Origin of the sequence: Companilactobacillus sp., assembly GCF_022484265.1 — a bacterium.
Classification (GTDB): domain Bacteria; phylum Bacillota; class Bacilli; order Lactobacillales; family Lactobacillaceae; genus Companilactobacillus.
This window is the reverse complement of the sequence record NZ_JAKVLR010000001.1, coordinates 922,929-946,546: the sequence shown is the minus strand read 5'-3', so window position 1 is coordinate 946,546 and position 23,618 is coordinate 922,929. Positions and strand designations below refer to the sequence as shown.

24 protein-coding genes are annotated in these 23,618 nt (G+C 38.5%); 23 read left to right on the top strand and 1 reads right to left on the bottom strand.

Translation table 11 applies throughout. The features are described 5' to 3' along the window. The first annotated feature begins 1 nt into the window (after window position 1). The 8 genes from yfmH to LKF16_RS04710 all read left to right on the top strand — a co-directional run bounded on the left by yfmH (window position 2) and on the right by LKF16_RS04710 (window position 8,234). Complete coding sequence (gene yfmH / locus LKF16_RS04745; RefSeq protein ID WP_291469133.1) at window positions 2-1,243, top strand: EF-P 5-aminopentanol modification-associated protein YfmH; 1,242 nt, start codon at window positions 2-4, stop codon at window positions 1,241-1,243. Between the two features lies 1 nt (window position 1,244). Then, window positions 1,245-1,964 carry an elongation factor P 5-aminopentanone reductase gene (gene ymfI, locus LKF16_RS04740; protein WP_291469131.1) on the top strand — a complete coding sequence of 240 codons (720 nt, stop codon included), beginning with the start codon at window positions 1,245-1,247 and terminating at the stop codon, window positions 1,962-1,964. A 59-nt stretch (window positions 1,965-2,023) separates the two neighbouring features. Beyond that, a complete protein-coding gene (locus LKF16_RS04735) occupies window positions 2,024-2,875 on the top strand; it encodes a helix-turn-helix domain-containing protein (RefSeq protein ID WP_291469129.1) in 852 nt (283 codons plus the stop codon). Between the two features lie 102 nt (window positions 2,876-2,977). After that, window positions 2,978-3,562, top strand: a complete 585-nt coding sequence (pgsA, locus tag LKF16_RS04730; protein ID WP_291469127.1) for a CDP-diacylglycerol--glycerol-3-phosphate 3-phosphatidyltransferase — start codon at window positions 2,978-2,980, stop codon at window positions 3,560-3,562. 24 nt (window positions 3,563-3,586) lie between these two features. After that, entirely contained in the window at window positions 3,587-4,132 is a 546-nt protein-coding gene (locus LKF16_RS04725) for a CinA family protein (protein WP_291469125.1), read from the top strand. Window positions 4,133-4,225: 93 nt separating this feature from the next. Beyond that, on the top strand, window positions 4,226-5,320 hold the full coding sequence (gene recA / locus LKF16_RS04720) for a recombinase RecA (protein WP_291469123.1): 1,095 nt from the start codon (window positions 4,226-4,228) through the stop codon (window positions 5,318-5,320). Between the two features lie 134 nt (window positions 5,321-5,454). Continuing rightward, entirely contained in the window at window positions 5,455-7,020 is a 1,566-nt protein-coding gene (gene rny, locus LKF16_RS04715) for a ribonuclease Y (protein ID WP_291469121.1), read from the top strand. 116 nt (window positions 7,021-7,136) lie between these two features. Continuing rightward, complete coding sequence (locus tag LKF16_RS04710) at window positions 7,137-8,234, top strand: glycosyltransferase family 4 protein (RefSeq protein ID WP_291469119.1); 1,098 nt, start codon at window positions 7,137-7,139, stop codon at window positions 8,232-8,234. Between the two features lie 165 nt (window positions 8,235-8,399). On the opposite strand, the gene LKF16_RS04705 is transcribed toward LKF16_RS04710, so the two are convergent. Beyond that, a complete protein-coding gene (locus tag LKF16_RS04705; RefSeq protein WP_291469117.1) occupies window positions 8,400-9,038 on the bottom strand; it encodes a YigZ family protein in 639 nt (212 codons plus the stop codon). Window positions 9,039-9,069: 31 nt separating this feature from the next. Here LKF16_RS04705 and LKF16_RS04700 point away from each other — a divergent pair, with 31 nt between their 5' ends. The 15 genes from LKF16_RS04700 (at window position 9,070) to LKF16_RS04630 (ending at window position 23,586) form a co-directional block, all read left to right on the top strand. After that, window positions 9,070-10,392 (top strand): helicase-related protein, encoded by a 1,323-nt coding sequence (locus tag LKF16_RS04700; RefSeq protein WP_291469115.1) that lies wholly within the window; start codon window positions 9,070-9,072, stop codon window positions 10,390-10,392. Next, window positions 10,389-11,072 carry a ComF family protein gene (locus LKF16_RS04695; RefSeq protein ID WP_291469113.1) on the top strand — a complete coding sequence of 228 codons (684 nt, stop codon included), beginning with the start codon at window positions 10,389-10,391 and terminating at the stop codon, window positions 11,070-11,072. The genes LKF16_RS04700 and LKF16_RS04695 overlap by 4 nt, the downstream gene beginning before the upstream one ends. A 98-nt stretch (window positions 11,073-11,170) precedes the next feature. Continuing rightward, window positions 11,171-11,719, top strand: coding sequence for a ribosome hibernation-promoting factor, HPF/YfiA family (hpf, locus tag LKF16_RS04690; RefSeq protein WP_291469111.1), 549 nt, complete (start codon window positions 11,171-11,173; stop codon window positions 11,717-11,719). 234 nt (window positions 11,720-11,953) lie between these two features. Continuing rightward, entirely contained in the window at window positions 11,954-14,314 is a 2,361-nt protein-coding gene (gene secA / locus LKF16_RS04685) for a preprotein translocase subunit SecA (RefSeq protein ID WP_291469109.1), read from the top strand. 48 nt (window positions 14,315-14,362) lie between these two features. Further along, window positions 14,363-15,479 (top strand): peptide chain release factor 2 gene (gene prfB, locus LKF16_RS04680; RefSeq protein WP_291469107.1). Its coding sequence is split into 2 segments (ribosomal slippage): window positions 14,363-14,434 and window positions 14,436-15,479, totalling 1,116 coding nucleotides; the frame shifts between segments, so codons are not numbered across the junction. A 2-nt stretch (window positions 15,480-15,481) separates the two neighbouring features. Beyond that, window positions 15,482-16,150, top strand: a complete 669-nt coding sequence (locus tag LKF16_RS04675; RefSeq protein ID WP_291469105.1) for a response regulator transcription factor — start codon at window positions 15,482-15,484, stop codon at window positions 16,148-16,150. Further along, window positions 16,150-17,799 carry a sensor histidine kinase gene (locus LKF16_RS04670; RefSeq protein WP_291472676.1) on the top strand — a complete coding sequence of 550 codons (1,650 nt, stop codon included), beginning with the start codon at window positions 16,150-16,152 and terminating at the stop codon, window positions 17,797-17,799. Before LKF16_RS04675 ends, LKF16_RS04670 begins: the two co-directional genes overlap by 1 nt. 111 nt (window positions 17,800-17,910) lie before the next feature. Beyond that, window positions 17,911-18,786, top strand: coding sequence for a phosphate ABC transporter substrate-binding protein PstS family protein (locus LKF16_RS04665; RefSeq protein ID WP_291469102.1), 876 nt, complete (start codon window positions 17,911-17,913; stop codon window positions 18,784-18,786). Further along, window positions 18,787-19,707: a phosphate ABC transporter permease subunit PstC gene (pstC, locus tag LKF16_RS04660; RefSeq protein ID WP_291469101.1), complete on the top strand. Its 921-nt coding sequence runs from the start codon at window positions 18,787-18,789 to the stop codon at window positions 19,705-19,707. After that, window positions 19,707-20,594, top strand: coding sequence for a phosphate ABC transporter permease PstA (pstA, locus tag LKF16_RS04655; RefSeq protein WP_291469100.1), 888 nt, complete (start codon window positions 19,707-19,709; stop codon window positions 20,592-20,594). The genes pstC and pstA overlap by 1 nt, the downstream gene beginning before the upstream one ends. A 1-nt stretch (window position 20,595) precedes the next feature. Further along, entirely contained in the window at window positions 20,596-21,405 is an 810-nt protein-coding gene (gene pstB, locus LKF16_RS04650) for a phosphate ABC transporter ATP-binding protein PstB (RefSeq protein ID WP_291469099.1), read from the top strand. A gap of 12 nt (window positions 21,406-21,417) precedes the next feature. Continuing rightward, the gene (gene pstB, locus LKF16_RS04645; RefSeq protein WP_291469097.1) at window positions 21,418-22,182 is read left to right on the top strand and encodes a phosphate ABC transporter ATP-binding protein PstB; all 765 of its coding nucleotides are present in this window, start codon (window positions 21,418-21,420) and stop codon (window positions 22,180-22,182) included. 11 nt (window positions 22,183-22,193) lie between these two features. Beyond that, the gene (phoU, locus tag LKF16_RS04640; RefSeq protein ID WP_291469095.1) at window positions 22,194-22,877 is read left to right on the top strand and encodes a phosphate signaling complex protein PhoU; all 684 of its coding nucleotides are present in this window, start codon (window positions 22,194-22,196) and stop codon (window positions 22,875-22,877) included. Window positions 22,878-22,932: 55 nt separating this feature from the next. Next, complete coding sequence (locus LKF16_RS04635; RefSeq protein WP_291469092.1) at window positions 22,933-23,220, top strand: PspC domain-containing protein; 288 nt, start codon at window positions 22,933-22,935, stop codon at window positions 23,218-23,220. After that, window positions 23,221-23,586, top strand: coding sequence for a phage holin family protein (locus tag LKF16_RS04630; RefSeq protein WP_291469090.1), 366 nt, complete (start codon window positions 23,221-23,223; stop codon window positions 23,584-23,586). Window positions 23,587-23,618: the final 32 nt, after the last annotated feature.

Here is a 23,618-nt window from a genome sequence, read left to right as displayed (position 1 = left end):
TATGGCAGAAAAACTCACAAAATTAATTAAAACGATGCCGAGTGGTTTTCAGGTAATTGCTGTACCGCTTCCTGGTTACAAACAAACTTATAGTGTAGCCATGACCGATTTTGGTTCAGTTGATACCAATCTAGGTTCTGGAAAACATTTGCCAGCTGGAATCGCCCATTTTATCGAACATAAACTTTTTGCAAAGCCTGGTTATGATGTGTCCGAGAAGTTTGCTGAATATGGTGCTAATTCAAACGCATATACTAGCTATACAAAGACAGCATATTTATTTCAAACCTTAGAAAATCCTTACGACAACCTCAAGGTGCTGCTAGATTTGGTGGAGCATCCATACTTCACTGAGCAGAATGTTCAATCTGAACGTGGCATTATCAATCAAGAGATCCAAATGTATTTGGATATGCCAGAATGGGTCCTTGAACAAAAGATCTTGAGTCAGTTGTATCCACATGATCCGATCTCTGCCGATATTGCGGGATCTTCGGAGTCATTGCAAATGATCAATAAGGATAATCTTTTGGCTACTTATCGGAATAGTTATCGTCCAGCAAATATGGATCTAGTGATCGTTGGAAATGTCGATTTTGACAAGATCGTTGATGTGGTTGAACAGTCGCCATTTGAATCAATGGATAGTCAAACTGAAATTGAAAAAAATAAATTTGAGCCAATCGGTCCTGGCGGTCAATCGACTATGAAGATCAGTCAGAGTCGAGCTGCTTTTGGAATTCGGATCGATACTGACTTGACAGGCTACGACTTGGTCAAGTATCAATATATTTTGAATATGATCATGGAAACGTTGATTGGAGAATCATCAGAAAATTATCAAACTATGACTAATAAAAACCTCATCGACGATAGTTTTTCTTATAATGTTGTTGCAGAAAATGACTATTGTTTTATCATTGTTAGTGGGTCGACGAATAAACCTGATGAATTTCAGAAATATTTGCGTGATTATTTCCTTAACAATGATCTCGATAAAATATTAACCAAGGATAAATTTGAACGGATCAGACGCGATGCAATTGGAGCATATCTTTTTGCTCAAAATTCACCTGATGCGATTGCTAATCAAATCGCTGAATTGCAATTTTATGACGTGGATTATTTACAATTGGTCCAATTGCTCAATTCAATCAGTCTAGAAGAAGTCCTCCAAGCATCAAAAGATGTTTTTAAGAATGATAATTTTACTTACTATAATTTGATTGCAGATGGAAAATAATATGTATGCATTGATAATGGGTAGTTCCGGCGATATCGGAGCTAGCACTGCGAAAAATTTAGCTAATAAAGGTTGGTCGCTTTACCTTCATTACAATAAGAATCGTGAGCGGATCGATCACTTGTATCAAGAATTAAGAAATCAATATCCACATCAGGACTTTATTCCAGTTCAATATGATATGGAAAAAGATCATGTAGATAAATTGACCTCGCAAATTTTTGGACTTGATGCAATAATTTTTGCCCAAGGAAATACTTACTATAAATTATTGGTAGATATGGATGAGCAGGAATTGGATTCGTTGTGGAACATTCACATCAAGCAACCAATCTTGATTCTTAAAGAACTGCAGGATAAATTGGCTACTAAACATCATGGACGAATCGTCTTTATTGGTTCCATCTATGGGAAAATTGGCTCAGCAATGGAAGTTGTTTACAGCACGGTGAAGGGCGCGATGTCTTCATTTGCAGATGCTTACGCTAAAGAGGTCGCGTCTTTGGGAATATCAGTCAATGTAGTGGCTCCCGGGGCTGTAGATACGAAAATGAACAATGAGTTTTCTAGTCAAGATCTAGAAGCCGTTCGTGAAGAGATCCCGGCCAATCGATTAGCTAACTCAGATGAGATTGCTGATCTGGTTGGATATTTAGTACAAATTAAATCGAATTATTTAACAGGACAAACCATTTATTTTGCAGGTGGATGGCTCCTGTAATTCAACGATGATACTTATGATATGTTATACTTATAAAAATTAGTTAATGGTGGTATGAAATGGACGAAATTGGCCAAAAGTTAAGAAATGCTCGTATCAAAAAGGGCTATACAATTGATGACTTGCAACAAGTCACAAAGATTCAAAAGAGATATTTGATTGCCATTGAAGAAGGTCAGTTTGATCATCTTCCTGGTGATTTTTATGTTCGTGCATTTATCAAGCAATATTGCGAAGCTGTTGATTTAGATAGCAATGAATTGCTAGATGAATACAAGGCTGAGATTCCTGATTCTCAACCACATGAAGAAGTTACACAAGAAGATACAACCAAGAAACGAGCTATCTCTGAAAGTTCAAATTCCTTTTTATCAGGCTTGCGTAACTATGTTCCTCAAATTATTGTCGGAATCGTAGTTATCATTATTATCGGCGTGATCATTTTTGGTATGGTAAATCGTAGCAAGAGCTCGTCTCAAGTTACGATTCCGAAGGATACTAGCAGCCAAACGACATCTAAGTCCAAGTCAAAGAGCAGTTCTTCAACTAAGAAGAAATCTACTGCTAAGAAGGCAACTACTAATGAAGTAAGTATCAAAGAATCAGCAACGCAAGGTACTTACACAATCAAGAACTTGCCCGCAAACAAAGATACTGATGTTGTCGTTTCTGCTGATGGTGGCCAAGCTTGGATCTCATTTACTGAGGGAACTAGCAACATGGTTTGGCAACAAGCAATCAGTTCTGGCGATAAGAAGTCTACTAGCGTACCTGCTGATACTAAGACATTTAGTATCCACACTGGTAATATCCAATACACTAAGATCACCGTGGCTGGTAAGAGTGTAGATCTGGGTACAACAAGCAATAGTTCTTCGATTGTAAGAACACTAACATTTAATATTGAATAGTTTTTTGAAAAAGAAAATGGTGTCTGCTTAAGAGAATAGAGTGGCGCCATTTCTTGGTATCAAGGGATTTATGACTTATAGATAATGTGGAGGAAGCTAACAATGGAATGGAATTTACCAAATAAATTAACAATGTTCAGAATTATTTTGATCCCGGTCTTTATTATTTTACTGGCCTTTAATTTCACTAGCTGGGGTGACATTTATGTGATGGATGACCTCATACCGATGAATCATGTGATTGCAACAATTGTTTTCATCATTGCATCATTGACTGACTTAGCTGATGGTAAAATTGCTAGAAAGAATAAGATCGTGACTAATTTTGGTAAATTCGCAGATCCGTTAGCTGACAAAATGTTAGTAATGACTGCATTTGTCTTTTTAGTTGGATTGAAGATGGCACCAGCTTGGGTTATCGCAATCATTGTTTGTCGGGAACTTGCAGTTACTGGATTGAGAATGTTGCTACTTGAAGAAGGCGGCTCAGTTATGGCTGCTCAAATGCCTGGTAAAATCAAAACTACCACCCAAATGTTGGCAATTATCTTCTTGTTAATGCACAACATCTTCTTCTCAGCTATTAATTTCCCAATCGGTGAGATTTTCTTATACATTTGCTTATTCTTTACTTTATATTCCGGATTTGATTACTTCTGGCAAGCCAGAGATGTATTTAAAAAATAATGTCGTAATTTAGAAGAGAGAACAATGGATAAAGATATTTTTGAAAACTTTCGTGAACAGATCGAAGTTGCAGATTTTGAAAATGGTATTCCTGAGGAATACCAAAATATTCCCGAAGAAACTGTGTCGAAGCTATTAGCTGATAACAAGACCATTACGGCTGCTGAGAGCTTGACTGCTGGATTATTCCAGTCAACGATAGCAGACGTACCTCATGCATCAAAAGTCTTTGAGGGAGGTTATGTGACCTATTCTGACGAAATGAAAGAACAGATGTTGCACATACCTTCAAAGGTCATCAAAATGCATACTGTGGTCAGCGCACCAGTGGCACAACAGATGGCTGAATCAACTGCGATCATCTTAGAAAAGGATATCGGAGTTGGCTTGACCGGAGTGGCTGGACCAGATCCGCTAGAAGGAAGTCCGGTCGGAACAGTTTATATTGGAGTGTACGATAAAATCAGTAATAACGTTGAAGTAAAAGAATTTCATTTTGATGGAAGTCGAAATGCTATTCGTCGAAAGGCTGTTATATCTGCCTTTGTACTCGTTAGAAATATTGCCTAGAAAAAAAAGCGAACAAATGTTTGCTTTTTTCTTGCTTTTTGGACGATTTACTAATACTATTTATAATGATGAAAGCATTAGGAGGAAGACAATTTGGCAAAAGATGAACGTCAAAAAGCATTAGATGTTGCCCTAAAGAAGATCGAAAAAGACTTTGGTAAGGGTGCCATTATGCGTATGGGAGACGACTTGAATACTCAAATTCAAACTGTCTCAACTGGATCATTGGCTCTAGATAATGCACTAGGAGTTGGTGGTTTTCCACGAGGAAGAATTATTGAAGTGTATGGACCAGAAAGTTCTGGTAAAACAACCGTTGCTTTGCATGCCGTTGCTGAAGTTCAAAAGCAAGGCGGTACAGCAGCATATATCGATGCTGAAAATGCCATGGATCCTGCCTATGCTACCGCTTTAGGAGTAAATATCGATGATTTGCTTCTGTCACAGCCTGATACAGGTGAACAAGGACTAGAAATTGCTGACGCACTGGTTTCCAGTGGTGCGGTCGACATTGTTGTAGTCGATTCAGTTGCTGCTTTAGTTCCTAGAGCAGAAATCGAAGGTGAAATGGGTGACGCCCACGTTGGTTTGCAAGCTCGTTTGATGTCACAAGCTTTACGTAAGCTTTCTGGCTCGATCAACAAGACTAAGACAATCGCCTTGTTTATCAATCAGATCCGTGAAAAGGTTGGTATCATGTTTGGTAACCCTGAAACTACTCCTGGTGGTAGAGCTTTGAAGTTCTACTCAACAATTAGACTAGAAGTACGTCGTTCAGAACAAATCAAAGATGGTAGCGATGTAATTGGTAACAAGGTTAAGATCAAAGTCGTTAAGAATAAGGTTGCCCCTCCATTTAAGGTAGCAATCGTTGATATCATGTATGGTCATGGTATTTCTAAGACTGGTGAACTAGTTGATATGGCCGTCGAAAAGGACATTATCAAGAAGGCTGGATCTTGGTATTCATATGAAGATGAGCGAATTGGACAAGGTCGTGAAAATGCTAAGACCTTCTTGTCAGAAAATCCTGAAAAAATGGACGAGATTATGGCAAAAGTTCGTGCAGCTTATAATATGGACGGTCAAGCCGACGAAGATAAATCAGATGATAAAAAAGATGCAGACACTGACAAAACCGGCGAAAGCATTGACATGCTTAAGGATTCAGACAACGAGACCAAGTAATGGTCTCGTTTTTTTTGCAGATTGTTTTGTTGACATGCTGATTTTATTCTATAATATAAAGTTGTATGTAAAAGTTTTGTACATATTAAGATTTTACAAACAAATTTAATTAGTAAATAAGTGGAGGTGATAGCATGCCGAATGCTATCATAACCCTCTTTTTTGCCTTAATAACATTGATTGTAGGTGCCTTTTTCGGATATGCTCTCTGTAAAGACTCCTATGAGAAGAAACTTTCACAAGCTAAGAAAACAGCTGAAGATATTATTTCAGATGCGAAAAAGTCTGCTAAGTCTCTCAAGAAGGAAACTCTTCTTGAAGCTAAGGATGAAGCACACAAGTACCGCGAGAAACAAGAAAGCGAACTTAATGAACGTCGTCAAGATGTTAAGAAACAAGAAGATCGCAATCTTGAACGTCAGGATATTTTAGATCGTAAAGATCAATCGTTGGAAAAACGTGAAGAAAATATTGAGAAGAACGAAAATAATATTTCCGCTAAAGAAAAACAACTTGATGAAAAAGATAAACAATTGACTAATACTCTTGAAGAACAAAAAGCGGAATTGACAAGAGTAAGTAACTTAACTAGGGACCAAGCACGTAAAATAATTTTAGATGATCTAAACAAGCATCTTGTTCACGAACGTGCCACAATGATCAACGAAAGTAATGAACAAGCAAGACAATATGCTGACAAAGAAGCTAAGTCATTAATCGTCGCAGCTATTCAAAGAAGTGCTGCAGACACCGTTTCAGAATCTACAGTATCAACAGTCACATTGCCAAACGAAGATATGAAGGGACGTATTATCGGCCGTGAAGGTCGTAATATCCGGACTATCGAAGCTTTGACAGGTGTCGACTTGATTATTGATGATACTCCGGAAGCGGTTGCATTAAGTGCTTATGACCCAATCAGACGGGAAATAGCACGGATGGCTTTGGAGAAATTAATTGAGGATGGTCGTATCCATCCGGCACGTATTGAAGAAATGGTTGATAAAGCTAGAAAAGAAATGGATGATCATATCCGTGAAATTGGTGAACAAACTGTTTACAGTTTGGGAATCAGCTCAATCAATCCGGATCTTATTAAAATTATTGGACGTATGCAATATCGTACTAGTTATGGTCAAAATGTTTTAAGTCACTCAATCGAAGTAGCCAAGATTTCCGCAGTTATGGCTGGTGAATTGGGTGAAGATGTTACTTTAGCAAAACGAGCAGGGTTATTACACGATATAGGTAAATCTATTGATCGTGAAGTAGATGGCTCACACGTAGAAATTGGTGTGGATATAGCCACTAAGTATAAAGAACCAGAAGTGGTCGTAAATACGATTGCTTCTCATCATGGTGATGTAGAACCAACTTCATTGATTGCCACCATCGTTGCAGCCGCAGATGCAATTTCTGCTGCTAGACCAGGTGCAAGATCTGAATCTATGGAAAACTACATTCACCGTCTTGAAAAACTTGAAGAAATTGCGAATAAACATGAGGGTGTTGATCACAGTTATGCTATTCAAGCGGGTCATGAAATCAGAATTATGGTTAAACCAGAAGAGATTTCTGATGATCAAGCAGCAATTTTATCAAGAGACGTCAAAAATGAAATCGAAGCTAACCTCGAATATCCAGGACATATTAAAGTCACTGTGGTACGTGAGGTTAGAAAAGTTGAATTAGCTAAATAGATTTTAGGGGAGATAGTGAAATCACTATCTTTTTTTTTATAATGTTTTGGTATTAGCTCACGGTATTGTTATAATTGAAATATTATTGGAAAGTGAGTTTTGGGGAAATGTCGAGTATGTTTAGTGTGATTGTAAAGTTATTCCTGACGATGATCTTGTCAGCCGTGATAACTCCCTTTGTTATAAAACTGGCCTATATTTTGGGAGCGGTCGATAATCCCAATGCTCGGCGAGTTAATAAAAAACCGATGCCAACAATGGGCGGGTTAGCAATCTTTATTGCTTTTACCTTCTCGACCTTTGTTTTGTTGCGTAATCAGTTCCCTAGTCATGAATTGTTCAGTGTTTTCTTAGCTGAAGTTATCATTATCTTGACTGGTATTATTGATGATATTCGAGAACTGTCGCCAAAAGCTAAAATGGCGGGGATTTTCGTTGCCTCATTGGTAATTTACTTCTTAGCTGGAATCCGAATGAATGAAATTGTTGTTCCATATTTGGGTACGTTCCAACTTGGTTGGTGGAGTTTTCCAATCACGATCATTTGGATCTTGGCCATTACCAATGCGGTCAACTTGATTGATGGGTTAGACGGATTGGCGACTGGTGTTTCCATAATTGCGTTGTTCACCATGGGAATCGTGGGTTACTTCTTCTTAAACCTTACCAACGTTTATGTTTCTATCTGGGTATTTGCTTTAGTTGCGGCGTTGGTTGGATTTTTGCCGCACAACTTCCACCCAGCCAGTATTTTTCTTGGCGATACCGGAGCGCTGTTTATTGGATTCATGATTGCTGTCTTCTCACTGAAGGGTTTAAAAAATGTTACCTTCGTTACTATGTTGATCCCAGTGGTCATCTTAGGTGTCCCAATCACTGATACTGTCTATGCAATGTTGCGTCGATTCTTAAATAAGAAACCAATTACGCAAGCCGACAAGCATCATTTGCACCATAGATTAATGCAGTTAGGATTATCGCATCGTCAAACTGTGTTGGTAATTTATGGCTTGGCTTTAGTATTTGCCTTCATTTCATTGCTATTGCCGCTATCTAATTTCTGGGGTAGCTTATTATTAGCAGTCGCATTGCTGATTGGCTTGGAACTATTCGTCGAATCGATCGGCTTGATCGGCGATAATCGCCAACCATTGCTGCACGCAATTCAAAAGTTCATTAAACGACTCGAAAAGAATAATCAAAATAAAAAGTAGTGAGTGTGACAAAACATGGTCATCTCCTGGGCACCAACATAAAAGAGGATCTAATTCGTATTTTGAATTAGATCCTCTTTGTATTTAGGCGGAGGGAGATATGTTTTGTCGCACGTTTATGCCGCAAGTTTGTTGATGTTGGAGTTATGTCAAAATTTAATATTTTTAGTTTGCTTCAATTGGGATTTGTTTAAACTCTTGGTCTGTTTTTTCATACTTGATCTGATTTTGAAAACTGTCGACCATCTTTTGCAATTCTTCAGTTTCATTTGACAGGTCAAAGTAAATTTCGACGGAGACGTCAGTTGAGAATTGTTTGTTCTCGAGAATAATTTTTTCATTTTTAGCATAATTCTCAAACTTGTCATACATGTGATAGGGAATACGTAACTGATAACCTTGTTGGAGACGGTTTTCAACTAAACCAATTTCTTTGATACCTTCAGCTGTGGTGGAAGAATAAGCCCGGATCAATCCACCGGCACCTAATTTGATGCCACCAAAGTAACGCGTCACCACTGCGGTCACGTTCTCCAATCCTTGTTGCTGAAGAACGTTGAGAATTGGTGAACCGGCTGTTCCACTAGGTTCGCCGTCGTCAGACATTCGTTCGATCAACACATTTTCTTGAACGATGAAGGCAAAGCAATTATGGGTCGCACCAGATTCTTGAGTTCTGATTTTTTCGATAAAATCGTTAGCTTCTGCTTCAGAATTAGTCTGAGCCAAGTGGACTGTAAATTTAGACTTTTTGATTTCTTTGAGATAATCGGCAGTTTTTGCGATAGTTTTGTAATTTTTCAAAATAAGTACCTTTCAATGCGTAATTTACTATATGACAAATAATATAGAAGAACTTTCCGGTGGAAGAATCATTAATACTAGCTTACTAAGTAATCAACAGATTAGTCAATTAAAGAAACGGGGAGCACAGGTGGTTCCAGCCAGTCAGACTAAGGATGGGAAAACAGTCTGCCGACGGTGTTTATCTGTGATTAAAACAGATCTTTTCGTTGATCAAAAAGTTTATTGTCGCAATTGTCTGAATTTTGGCAAATTGTTGACCGACGATAAATTAGTGATCACGACTAGTAATCTGAAATTTCCAATTCAGCAAAATCCGATGAGTTGGACTGGACAGCTAACTGACCTGCAACAAAAAGTCTCCCTTGAGCTACTCGCTGCATATGCAAATAAATCAGATCATTTGATCTGGGCAGTCACAGGTGCTGGAAAAACTGAGATCATTTTCCCACTAATCGAAAAAGTTATTCAGGCAGGGAAGAGAATTGCAATTTGTTCACCCAGGATCGATGTCTGTCTAGAATTGCATCCAAGGATTCAGGCAGCTTTTTCAAGAACCTCGATTGGTTTATTTCACGGTAAGACTGACCAACAATATTTTCCGTGTCAGATTATGGTAGCGACCGTTCACCAATTGGTCCGGTTTGAAGCGGCCTTTGATGTACTAGTGATCGATGAGGTCGATTCCTTTCCACTAGCTGGTGATGAAATGTTGGAACGGGCTATCGCAAAAGCTAAGAAAAAATCCGGCAGCATCGTTTATTTATCAGCTACGCCGCCGGTTGAATTGTTACATCGGGTTAATCGAAGTGAAATAAGTATCTCGAAATTGCATCGAAGGTTTCACGGACATCCACTGCCAGAGCCCCATTGTCACTTATTATTCAAAGCTAGCGACTTTTGGAAGATCAATCCGAGATTGAAACATCGTATTTCCAATATCGTAAAAAATCACCAAAGAGCCATGATCTTTTTCCCGCGAATCTCTGCCTTATTGAGATTTGAACAAAAGTTGAAACGAGCCTTCCCAAAAGTTTCAATTGTTTCTGTGAGTTCAAAAGATGGTCAAAGAATTGAGAAGGTCCAACAATTTCGCGACGAACAAGCTTCAATTATTTTGACGACCACAATTTTGGAGCGAGGCGTGACCTTTCATAAAATAACCGTGATCGTAATTGATGCCGATGCTAGAGAATTTTCCAAAACTGCACTGATCCAAATTGCGGGACGTGCCGGACGAGCTAAGGATCATCCAAATGACGAAGTACATTTTTATTATCAGTACTACACTCGCAGCGTTCAACAAGCTTGTCGTGAAATCAAAGAGATCAATCGGCAGGCCTTTACGAAATGACTCAGTGCTTAAATTGTGGACAAGCAGTCAAAAAGAACTTATCGATTCAAGAAATATTAAAGTGGAAAGCATTGGATGATGATCATTTATGTACGTTTTGTCGCAAAGAATTAGAAAAATTGGGACGAAACCCTCATTGTCAGTATTGTTTGAAGGATGATCCAGAACCGATTTGTTTGGATTGCCAAATTTGGCAGAAAAAATACAATATTTTTAATCAACATTTTGCAATTTTTAAATACAATGAATTTATGCACGATTATTTCAAACGCTACAAAAGATATGGCGATATTTTGATTGCCCAGGCGTTTGAATCTGACCTCAGAAAATGGCAAAGTCAACATCAATACGATTTGGTGACCTATATTCCAGCCAGCAATTCTCATTTGAAAAAACGTGGTTTTGATCCAGTTTTGGAGATGTACAAAAATATTTTTGATTTAAACGATATTTTTCTGAAAGAAGATGCCGATAAACCACAGGCTCAAAAGGATAAAATTGAGCGAATGTTGACCCCTCAGACTTTCAATATCAAGCCCGATTTTCCGAAAAAACCGATTGATAGCAAGGTTTTAATTCTCGATGATATTTATACAACCGGCCGAACGCTGTTGCATGCGAGACAATTGTTAACTTTTGTCGGTTTTCAAAATATTCATACTTTTTCATTAACTCGTTAGTGAAACCGTTGCCAGTTTGATGATAGAATTATATAATCATAGTGAAGAGTTGATCTTGGCTCTGAAGTAATTCCTGATCATCGGAAGGAGAGATTTTTATGTTAACAATTAATGTACGAGGCGAAAACATTGAGGTAACACCTGCAATTCGTGATTACGTTGAAAAAAAAGTTACGAAGATGGAAAAGTACTTTAGTCCAAACAGCAATCCCATTGCACATGTAAACTTGAAGATTTACCCATCAAAGGGTACAAAGGTAGAGGTTACAATACCACTTCCATATATCACTTTAAGAGCTGAAGAAATGAACGACGATATGTACGCAGGTATCGATCTAGTAATTGACAAGCTTGAAAGACAAATCAGAAAATTCAAGACTAAGGTCAACCGTAAAGACCGCGACCAACCAGGAATCAAGGATATTCCTTTAGATGATGTTCCTGAAGAAGACGTTGAAGAAGACGAATCACAAATCGTTAGAACAAAACGTCTTTCATTGAAACCTATGGATGCCGAAGAAGCAGTTCTTCAAATGGAAATGTTAGGCCATGAATTCTTCATCTTTGAAGATTCAGAAACTAACGGCGCAAGCATCGTATACAAACGTAACGATGGCAAGTATGGTTTGATCGAAACAAACGAATAATAGATTATATTTATCGAGCTTGGGATTTTTCCCAAGCTCTTTTTTTGCGGTTATATTAATTTTTCAAGTCAAAAAGTTAAGATTGGGCAGATAATTTAGACATTTAACAAAATAGGTGTAAAATTAAAAATCTGGAAGTGTACTTTGTACTGTGGACAATATTAAGTTTAAAAGTACATTAAATAATGATAGAATAGTAGATATGTTTATAACGTTTAGGAGAGATATACAAATATGGCAAATCCATTAAGAAGATGGGTCGAAAGCGATAAAAGAGAAGTCAGACGTATGGGTAAAATTGCTGACAAGATCGAAGCTTATGCTGACGATTTTAGCAAATTATCAAACGAAGAACTTCAAGCTAAGACACCTAAATTTAAAGAGAGACTTAAAAAGGGCGAAACATTGGATGATATTTTGCCAGAAGCCTTCGCAACCGCCCGTGAAGGTGCCAAACGAGTTCTAGGTCTCTATCCTTTTAGAGTGCAATTAATTGGTGGTATCACCCTTCATGAAGGTAACATTGCCGAAATGAAAACTGGTGAAGGTAAGACTTTGACAGCCACTCTACCTGTTTACTTAAACGCATTAGCTGGTAAAGGTGTTCACGTTGTTACAGTTAACGAATACTTATCAGGCCGTGATGCTAAAGAGATGGGTGAATTATACAAATGGTTAGGTCTGACTGTTGGACTTAACGTTAACCAATTGGATGCTGAAGAAAAGCGTGATGCATACAATTGCGATATCACTTACTCAACAAACTCAGAACTAGGTTTTGATTACCTACGTGACAACATGGTTGTTTATAAGGAACAAATGGTACAACGTCCTTTGAACTATGCCATCGTTGATGAGGTCGATTCAATTTTAATTGATGAGGCTAGAACTCCTTTGATCATTTCAGGTGCTGCTGAAAAATCTACAGCAATGTATGTTCGTACTGATAGATTCGTTAAGACGCTTGATGAAGATGATTACAAGATCGATTGGCCTACAAAGTCAATCAGTTTAACTGAAACTGGTATCCGTAAGGCTGAAGATTACTTTGGTCTTGATAACTTGTATGATATTGACAACACAGTTTTGAACCACCATTTGGATCAAGCTTTGCGTGCCAATGAAATCATGAGTTTAGATATCGACTACGTGGTTCAAGACAATCAAGTTAAGATCGTTGATCAATTTACTGGTCGTGTAATGGAAGGTCGTCGTTATTCAGATGGATTGCACCAAGCTATTGAAGCTAAAGAAGGTGTTGAGATCCAAGATGAAACTAAGACAATGGCCAACATTACTTACCAAAACTTCTTCCGTATGTATGACAAACTTGCCGGTATGACTGGTACAGCTAAGACAGAAGCTGAAGAATTTAGAGAAATCTATAACATGGAAGTTATTTCAATTCCTACTAACAAACCAGTTATCCGTAAGGATTACGACGATGTCCTTTACCCAACTATCAAGAGTAAGTTCAACGCTGTAGTTAAAGATATCGAGAAACGACATGCTAAGGGTCAACCAATTCTAGTTGGTACTGTTGCGGTTGAATCATCAGAATATCTTTCAAAATTACTTGATCAAAAAGGCATTCCTCATGCCGTTCTTAATGCTAAGAACCATGCCAAGGAAGCTGAGATCATTATGAACGCTGGTCAACGTGGTGCTGTTACTATCGCTACTAACATGGCTGGTCGTGGTACTGATATTAAACTTGGACCTGGTGTTGTTGAACTTGGCGGTTTAGCTGTTATTGGTACTGAAAGACATGAGTCTCGTCGTATTGATAACCAGCTTCGTGGACGTTCAGGACGTCAAGGTGATCCTGGTTGTACACAATTCTACATGTCACTTGAAGATGACTTGATGAAACGTTTTGGTTCAGAACGTATCAAGCGTGTGCTTCAAACACTTAGAATCGAAGACGACGATGCTGTTATTCAAAGTAGAATGATGACACGTCAAGTTGAATCAGCTCAAAAACGTGTTGAAGGTAACAACTACGATACTCGTAAGAATACCCTTCAATATGATGATGTTATGCGTGAACAACGTGAAGTTATTTATAAAGAGAGAATGGATGTTATTTCTGAGGATGAAGACCTTGATAAGGTTCTGATGCCAATGATCGAACGTACAATTGACGCTCAAGTAGACGTTCATACTCAAGGTAAAAAAGAAGAATGGAACTTGCCTGCAATCGTTGATTTTGCTAAAGCAGCTCTTACTTCTGATGAAAACTTCAGTGTTGTTGACATTCAAATGCGTGATGCCGATGGAATCAAGAAGTTCTTGATGGACATGGTTCACGATAACTATGATAAGAAAGCTGAAGATCTTGGCGATCCAGCACAAATGCTTGAATTTGAAAAGGTTGTAATCCTACGTGTTGTTGACGAACACTGGACAAACCATATCGATGCCATGGATCAACTACGTCAATCAATTGGTTTACGTGGTTATGGACAGCTTAATCCTTTAGTTGAGTACCAAGAAGAAGGATATCGTATGTTTGAAGAAATGATTTCAGATATTGAATATGATGTAACTAGATTGTTCATGAAGGCCGAAATTAGACAAAACATGGAAAGATAACAAAAAAACAGGCCTAAGGCCTGCTTTTTTTGTTTAAAGGGTGAAAATATGGAATTTGGAGAAATTAAAAGTCGAATCCAAGAGATTGAAGAAAAAATAAATCAGTTCCGGAGGTCTCTTTGACCTCAATAACCTCGAGGAAAGTATTGCTGAAAATCAAGCAAAGATGACCGAGGATGGTTTTTGGGATGATCACGCCAAAGCTCAAAAATTGATCGACGAAACTAATTCATTAAAAGCCAAATACCTCGATTTCAAAAAAATCGAAAGTTCCTCTGAAGATTTAGAAGTCTCGGCTGAATTGTATGAAGATGATCCTGACGATGATCTTTTAAACGACATGGAAGCTAACTTAGAAACTGTTGATAAAGAAATGCGTTCTTATGAATTGACGATGCTTTTGTCTGAACAATATGATTCGCACAACGCAATTTTAGAAATTCATCCAGGAGCTGGTGGTACCGAATCTCAAGATTGGGGTGCCATGCTGTTACGGATGTATGAACGTTGGGCTGATCAACATGGATTCAGCGTCGAAGTCGAAGACTATCAACCCGGCGATGAAGCAGGTATCAAGAGTGTTTCGATCATGATCAAAGGAACTAATGCATACGGATTATTGAGATCAGAACGTGGCGTTCATCGTCTCGTTCGGATTTCTCCATTTGATTCTGCCGGTAGACGGCATACTTCATTTGCCTCAGTAGATGTCATGCCAGAGTTAGATGATTCAATTGACATCGAGGTTAATGATGACGACCTGCGTGTCGATGTTTTCCGTTCATCAGGTGCTGGTGGACAACACATCAATAAAACGTCTTCTGCAGTCAGAATTACCCATTTACCCACTGGCATAGTAGTCAGTTCTCAAGCACAGCGTTCGCAATTGCAGAATCGTCAAACTGCGATGAGTATGTTGAAAGCAAAACTTTTTCAAAAAGAACAAGAAGAGCAAGCTAAACGTAATGCTGAAATCAAAGGCGAGCAAATGGATATCGGCTGGGGTTCGCAGATCCGTTCATACGTATTCCATCCATATACAATGGTCAAAGACCATCGCTCAAATTATGAGACCGGTAACGGTCAAGCCGTGATGGACGGTGATTTAGATCCATTTATTTATGCCTATTTGCAATGGAAACTTCAAGGGGATAGTCCAAAGTAATTATGACAAACAAAATTTTATGCGTTGATGATGAACCATCAATTTTGGAATTGATCGAATATAATCTAGAAAGCAATAACTATCAAGTTGACACTGCAACCGATGGTCAGATGGCTTTAGATAAATTAGCCGATGGTAAATTTGATTTGATTTTACTTGACCAAATGTTGCCAAGAGTCGACGGATTAAATGTTTTAAAAAAGCTGCGTTCGCGTGGCGATATGACACCGGTCATCTTTTTAACAGCCGTAGATACTGAAGAAAATAAAATCGATGGCCTCGTCAGCGGTGCCGATGATTATGTCACGAAACCGTTTAGCGTCAAGGAACTGCTGGCACGGATCGAAGTGGTGTTAAGACGAACTAACAAAGATGATTCAACCAAACATGAGTTTAAACTTAATAAGGCACTCAAAAGTTTGAAGATGGATGGTCGAGATATTTCATTAACACGAAAAGAATACGAATTGTTGGAATTTTTGATTCAAAACAGGGGAATCGTGGTCTCACGCGATCAGATTTTTGACAATGTTTGGGGAATTAATTCAAATTCACAAATTCGTATGGTTGACATTCAAATCAGCCATTTACGTGATAAAATCGAAAAGGAAACTAAAGACCCACAAATCATCAAAACTGTTCACGGTTTTGGTTATATTTTAGAGGTGTAATGATGAAAAAAAGATTTGGACCAGTAATAGCAATCTCGATCTCGATTCTCCTTTTTATCGCTTTATCGCTGTTTGCAGATAACATCCTCAGTAATTCGCAACAAAATTCTTTTTCTGAAGAAGTGGAGTCATTTACTGAGTTGCGAAAGAACCATACTAAGGAAGACGCTGCTGATGTCACTAGTTTAAAATATGTGAACATCAATGATGATTCCAAGATCTCTAAACAAGCGTCAGACCAGATTCACCGTGGCAACCTTTCAATGAGCGAACAATATGCCACTGACGTCTCATTTGGATATCGGACGATGTTTTATCGTTTTAATAACGGTAACTACGTCGTTGCCAAAAAATATTCTCGTCTGTGGTATCAAAACTGGGTCTCATTTGCACTGTTGACGATCATGTACTTTATCATTACGGATTCGACAATCTTGCTATATTATCGCAAACGTCAAAATATCCAGAATGATATTGACCGCGTGACAGCTAACTTGCGTCGAGTTCGTAAAAATAAGGACATTACGTCGTTGATTCTTTCGCCGGATGACGATCTGTATAATTTGGTTGAGCAAACTAACAAGATCAACCAAGATATCAGTGAGTTGCGTGACAATGCCAAGTTACGTGAACGTCGCTTTAAGAGTTTGATTGGACATTTGCCAATTGGCGTTATGCTCTTGAATTCTCAAGGCGAAGTCCTAATGCACAACCAGTCGATGGCACAATTGTTGGACCAAAATATTTCAGACGATATTCATCCATTTATCGAGGATGTTAAAACTTATGGCTTAAGTCGAATGATCGAACACGCATTGCGTAAAAATAAAAACTATCGTCGCGAGATTCAACTTGTTGGTAATTCGCAACGCTATGTCGATGCTAACGTCATTCACTTAGTTCATTCGCAAGAAGATTACGACAAGCAAATTTTAGTTATTTTATATGATTTGACAGCTAGTCGTCGCATGGAACAAATGCAAGTCGACTTCGTCAACAATGTCAGTCACGAATTGAAAACTCCAATCACTTCGATCGAGGGATTCTCAGAGACCTTGCTTGATGGAGCTCAAGACGATCCTCAAAAACGTGAGCATTTCTTGAATATCATTCATGACGAAAGCGTTCGTCTGACTGATTTGATCCAAGATATCTTATCGTTGTCCAAGATCAAAAAGGATGACGATGAGACTCAACTAGTTGATATGGAAAAAGATATCGACGGATTGTTGAAGAGTTTGGCAGTGTCGATCGACAAGCACCACTTGAAGGTCAACAAACAGTTCTTTGGCAACAAAGAGGTTTCGATCAACAAGTCGAAGGTCAATCTCATTTTGAACAATTTGATCAAAAATGCTATTTCGTACAATACCGAAAATGGCAGCATCGACATTGAAGTTCATCACGATGAGGTCGAAAATCGTCTGAGAGTGATCGTTGGCGATTCCGGTATCGGTATCTCGCAAAAAGATCAAGAACGGATCTTTGAGAGATTTTACCGTGTTGATCGTTCACGAAGCCTTGAAACGGGTGGTACTGGATTAGGATTGGCAATCGTTAAGGAAACCCTTGATAGTTTAGATGGCAATTTACAAGTCGAATCTAATCTAGGATTAGGAACCAAATTCACTTTTGAAATACCTTTATAGAATAGATAATTAATAAAGATTGAGTATTTTACTCAATCTTTTTTTGTAAGCACTTTTTTATACAAAAAATATACATCATTAGATTAATATACTGTGGTAGAGGTGAGAATATTGAAAAAAAGAATTGTCGCTTTATTTGTCCTGCTTTTCTCAGCTGTCTTTGTCTTAACGGGATGCAAAGGTAGCCAGGGACAACAAACTATCACAGCTGTTGGTTCTTCTGCTGCACAACCGTTGGTTGAATTAGCTGGTGAAGAGTTCACCCAGAATAATCCTAACCAATTCGTCAATGTTCAAGGTGGTGGAACCGGAACAGGCCTTAGTCAAATTCAACAAGGTGCTGTTGACATTGGGGATTCAGATCTATTTGCCGAACAAAAGAGTGGAATCGATTCGTCAAAATTGATCGATCATCGAATTTGTGCTGTCGGCATGGTCCCAGTGGTCAATAAGAACGTTTCGGTCGATACTTTGACGCTCAAGCAACTACGTCAAATTTTTTCCGGAGAGATCACTAACTGGAAACAAGTTGGCGGTGAAGATTTGCCGATTACGATCATCAACCGTGCAGACGGAAGTGGAACGCGTGCAGCATTTCAAGCGGATGTGATGGGGAATGCACAATTCGTGAGAGCTCAAGAACAAGATTCTAGTGGAATGGTTCGCCAGATCGTTGATAACACTAAGGGTTCGATCAGTTATCTTGCTATGCCTTATTTGAATAACACCGTGAAAACGATGAAGATCGATAACGTAAAACCAACTATCGAAAATATTCAGAACAATAAATGGAAAATTTGGTCATACGAACATTTGTATACTAATGGCGAACCAACAGGGATGACAAAAGAGTTTTTGGATTACATTATGACTACCCATATTCAAAATAATGTAGTTAAGAAATTGCGTTATGTACCTATTAAGGAAATGAAATTCCAAAAGGATACTAAGGGTAACGTGACGCCTGTTTCTCAGGAGGGAAAGTAATTGAAAGATCCGATTAAAGAGAGTTTACTCAAGAAATCTGTCTCAGCTAAAAGAGAAACTAAGGGGAAGATTATATCATTTAGTTTTACTGCTATTATTGTGATTTTAGTTGTTACTATCATTGGATTTGTAGCTTCGAGAGGATTGATCATCTTTTTTAAAGATGGCGTTAATCCCATCGATTTTCTAACTCATTCAGTTTGGTCACCAAATAAATTAGATAGTGCCGGTCATCCAATCGTCGGTGCAGCACCGATGATCGTCGGCTCGTTCGCGGTTACCGTGATCGCAGCCTTGATCGGAACTCCGTTTGCGATTGCTGCGGCAATTTTTATGACTGAGATCTCGCCAAAATGGGGACGCAAGATTTTACAGCCAGTTATTGAATTGCTAGTTGGTATTCCTTCAGTTGTTTATGGTTTTATCGGTTTAACAATCGTGGTACCGTTTGTTAGAAGCGTAGCTGGTGGATCAGGCTTTGGTATTTTGGCCGGATCATTTGTTTTATTCGTTATGATCCTGCCAACGATCACGTCAATGTCAGTCGATGCATTAAGAGCAGTGCCAAGATATTATCGTGAAGCATCACTAGCTCTTGGAGCAACACGTTGGCAAACAATTTCCAAAGTTATCTTACGATCAGCTACACCAGGAATTTTGACTGCGGTCGTTTTTGGTATGTCTCGTGCCTTTGGTGAGGCATTGGCTGTTCAAATGGTTATTGGTAATGCGATGCTGTTGCCACAAAACTTAGTTTCTCCTTCATCAACATTAACTAGTGTTTTAACGATGAACATGGGAAACACAATTTTAGGTTCGACCTCGAATAATGCGTTATGGTCATTGGCACTATTGCTGCTATTAATGTCATTGATCTTCAACTTCATTATCAGATCTATCGCTAAGCGAGGTGAATTCTAATGTTTAGTGAAAAAACAAAAGACAAAATTGCGACTGCCGTTATTTATGTGATGTCAGGAATTATCGTTTTGATCTTGGCCGGATTATTGCTATACATTTTGGGTAGTGGGCTGCGTTACGTTAACTGGCATTTTTTGACGTCAGCTTCGAAAGCTTTCCAAGCTGGTAGCGGTATTGGAGTTCAGCTGTTCAATTCATTTTTCCTACTGATTTTATCAATGTTGATCTCGATTCCAATTTCAATTTCAGCCGGAATTTTCTTATCAGAATATGCTGGTAAAAATAAGCTAGTTGAAATTATCCGGATCTCCATTGAAGTATTAAGTTCATTGCCATCGATCGTGGTTGGATTGTTTGGTTTCTTGATTTTTGTAATTAGTTTCAAGTTTGGATTCTCAATTTTATCTGGTGCTCTGACACTAACTGTTTTCAACTTGCCAATTTTGACAAGAAATGTTGAAGATTCATTGCGTTCAGTGCCACAGTCTCAACGTGAAGCTGGATTAGCGCTTGGCCTTTCAAAATGGGAAACAGTGATCCATGTCATTATTCCTGATGGTTTACCAGGAATTATTACTGGGATGATCATTGGTGCCGGAAGAGTCTTTGGTGAGGCTGCTGCTTTGATCTATACAGCTGGACAAAGTGCTCCGCCATTAGATTTCACCAATTTCAATATCTTCAGTATTACGAGTCCATTGAACTTATTTAGACCAGCCGAGACTTTGGCCGTTCATATTTGGAAAGTCAATTCAGAAGGATTGATCCCAGATGCGGTGCAAGTATCAGCCGGAGCTTCAGCAGTTTTGATCATCGCTGTGTTGATCTTTAACTTGTTGTCTAGATATATTGGAAACTTAGTATATAAGAAGATGACTGGAGAATAATATGCAAGAACAAAATACAGACGAACAATACATCTATCATCTTGATGAAAATGAACATGAAATTGCCATGGAAACTAAGAATTTGGAAGTGTTTTATGGCGATAAGCAAGCTATGCAGCCTGCGTCTTTACAGTTTGAAAGATACAAGATCACTTCGTTGATCGGTGCTTCAGGTTCTGGTAAGTCGACATATTTGAGATCACTCAACCGGATGAATGATAATATCCCTGGAGCTCGAGTTGAAGGTCAAATTTTGTATCGAGGATTAGACATCAATAAAAATGATGTCGATATCTATGAGACTAGAAAACATATTGGAATGGTATTTCAGCGTCCAAATCCGTTTTCTAAATCAATTTATGACAATATTACTTTTGCATTAAAACGTCATGGCTTACATGACAAGAAAAAACTTGATGAGATCGTTGAAACGACTTTAAAGCAATCTTCATTGTGGGATCAAGTCAAAGATGACTTGCACAAGAGTGCTTTGGCACTTTCTGGTGGTCAACAGCAAAGACTTTGCATTGCCCGAGCAATTGCAATGAAACCTGATATTTTGTTGATGGACGAACCAGCCAGTGCCCTGGATCCAATTTCAACCTCAAACGTTGAAGAAACAATGCTAAGTTTGAAAGATCGCTATACGATCATCATCGTTACTCACAACATGCAACAAGCTGGACGAATCAGTGATTACACAGCATTTTTCCACTTGGGTCAAGTTGTGGAATTTAATGAAACTCGAAAGATATTTACTCGTCCAAAGATCAAGACAACAGAAGAGTATGTATCCGGACATTTTGGATAAAGGAAGACAAAAATGGTTGAAGCCAAAAAATTATTAACTTCATCAGACGTCCATTTATTTTATGGAAAAAAAGAAGCCCTCAAGGGTATTAATCTAGATTTCAATGAACACGAAATTACTGCTTTAATTGGGCCTTCCGGATGTGGGAAGTCGACCTATTTACGTTGTTTGAACCGCATGAATGATTTGATACCAGATGTTACAATTACTGGTAACTTTACTTTGGATGGTGAAAACATTTATGCGCCAAACGTCGACACGGTTGAATTAAGAAAACGTGTTGGAATGGTGTTCCAACAACCTAATCCATTCCCATTTTCAATTTATGACAATGTGGTTTATGGCTTGAGACTTGCTGGCGTCAAAGACAAGGCAACTTTGGATGAAGCGGTTGAAACTAGTTTAAGAAACGCTGCAGTATGGGAAAACGTTAAAGATAAATTACATGATAGTGCATTGTCATTATCAGGCGGACAGCAACAACGTGTATGTATTGCACGTGTGTTAGCAGTTAAACCTGATGTGATTTTATTGGATGAACCAACATCAGCTTTGGATCCGATTTCATCGGCTTCAATTGAAAACATGCTCTTGACTTTAAAGGATCAATATACGATTGTTATTGTTACCCACAATATGCAACAAGCTTCAAGAATTTCCGATAAGACCGCCTTTTTCCTAAATGGCGATTTAATTGAAGTAAACGATACTAAGAAGATTTTCTTAAATCCAGCAGAAAAACAAACAGAAGATTATATTTCCGGTAAATTCGGATAGGGGGAAACAATATGAGAAGTACATTCGAAGAGCAGTTAAACAATTTACATCTAAGATTCTCGGAGATGGGGATGATGGCTAGTGAAGCAATCATGAAATCCGTTAAGGCTTACGTAAATCATGACAAGGCTCTTGCCAAAGAAGTTATTGAAAATGACCGTTTTATCAATAAACGTGAAGTTGATCTTGAGAAGAAGTCGTTTGAAATGATTGCCTTGCAACAACCTGTAACGTCAGATTTACGGATGGTCGTTACGGTCTTGAAGGCTAGTTCTGATTTGGAAAGAATGGGCGATCATGCAGTAAGTATTGCTCAAGAGACGATTCGTGTTAAAGGCGAGATCAGAATTCCTGAGATCGAAAAAGATATTGCTGACATGGGAGACCTTTCAACGGGGATTGTTGAAGATTCTCTAGAAGCTTATCTAAAAGAAGATAGCAAGATGGCGCGCGAAGTAGCTGAACAAGATGGCGACATTCATCGTGAGGGAAAACAGATCAACGATGCAAGTATCGCTGCTATGCAAAAGTCTGTTGACAATGTTTTGAGCGGTTCATCATACATGCTTGTGGAAAGTTACTTGGAACGTGTCAGCGATTATGCAACTAACATTTGTGAATGGGTTGTTTACCTTAACACCGGACATGTGGTAGAACTAAGTCAGAAGCATGTGGCGGACGACGAAAACGAGTAATCTTGTATTTTCCGCCGCATTGTTATATATTTTGTAACAAGTTGAGGTGGATATCATGAAAAAACGGTTAACTAGATCAAGTACCGATAGATTGTTGGCAGGTGTCTGTGGTGGTCTAGGTGAGTATTTCGGAATTGATTCTACTTGGATTAGACTGGCATTCGTGTTGATCACGCCATTCAGTTACTTTACATCGATTATTTTATATATCGCATGCGTATTGTTAATGCCAGAAAATCGTAATATCCAACAAACTAATTTTAAGGGAAACATGACTGATGTTTTGCGTCGAGTTCAACGTCGGATCGATCAACGTGATTCCCACAAAAAGGGTAGGAAATAGATGAAATTACTGATCAAGACTGCGATTTATACTTTGTTATTTATGGCAATCGCACGAGTTTTACCGAATATGTTCCGAATTGATACGGTATTAACAGCTATCATCGCTAGTTTCGTATTGGTGCTATTGAATTGGACTGTGAAGCCGTTGCTACACGTCATTTCATTGCCGATCACAATTATTTCGTTTGGATTATTCTCATTTGTGATCAGTGCAATTACCTTAGAGTTGACTTCCGCAATCATGGGAGCCCAACGCTTTTATTTCAACGGATTCGGTTCCGCTTTGGTCGTGGCAGTTATTTTGGCCATTTGCAATTCAATTATTAATAGTTTTACAATGGATAATTTTCAAAAACGCGTCTAAAACGCGTTTTTTTTATTTCACAATTGATGATA